The sequence below is a fragment of the Acinetobacter sp. EKM10A genome (genome assembly GCF_011075215.1).
Taxonomy (GTDB): Bacteria; Pseudomonadota; Gammaproteobacteria; order Pseudomonadales; family Moraxellaceae; genus Acinetobacter; species Acinetobacter baumannii.
The window spans coordinates 1-365 of record NZ_JAALLK010000048.1 but is presented as its reverse complement, the minus strand read 5'-3'; the positions used below and the strand labels follow the sequence as shown (position 1 = coordinate 365).

The following is a 365-nucleotide window of genomic DNA, read 5'->3' as shown; positions in this document are numbered from 1 at the left end:
ATGATTTTGCGTTGTTCCACTTCGTCTTGGAAGAATGCACCATCAATCATGGTTGCCGTGGTGTTCGGGTTATAAATAGCAATCAGGTTAAGCGCCTGTACCACGTCCGGACAGTTATGACAGCTAAGCGATACAAACACATCAAAGTTAGCTTTGAGGTTTAAGCCTTTAATCTGGTTAAGCACTTCATCCGACACTTTAGGTGCATAGCCAGACACTTGTAACAGAGCCAAGATCAAAGACGTAAACTCATGGCCCATTGGTAAGCCTGCAAAGAACACACGAGGTTGTTCACCTGCTTTAGCCACACCAAAGCTTGGACGACGTGTATTATTACCGTCAAAACGGGCTGTTACCTTGTCAGA

The 365-nt window shown here is 44.9% G+C and carries 1 pseudogene; it reads right to left on the bottom strand.

Annotated features, from left to right (window positions below):
* A pseudogene (locus G9371_RS19015) lies at positions 1–365 on the bottom strand (alkyl hydroperoxide reductase subunit F); the annotation flags it as partial.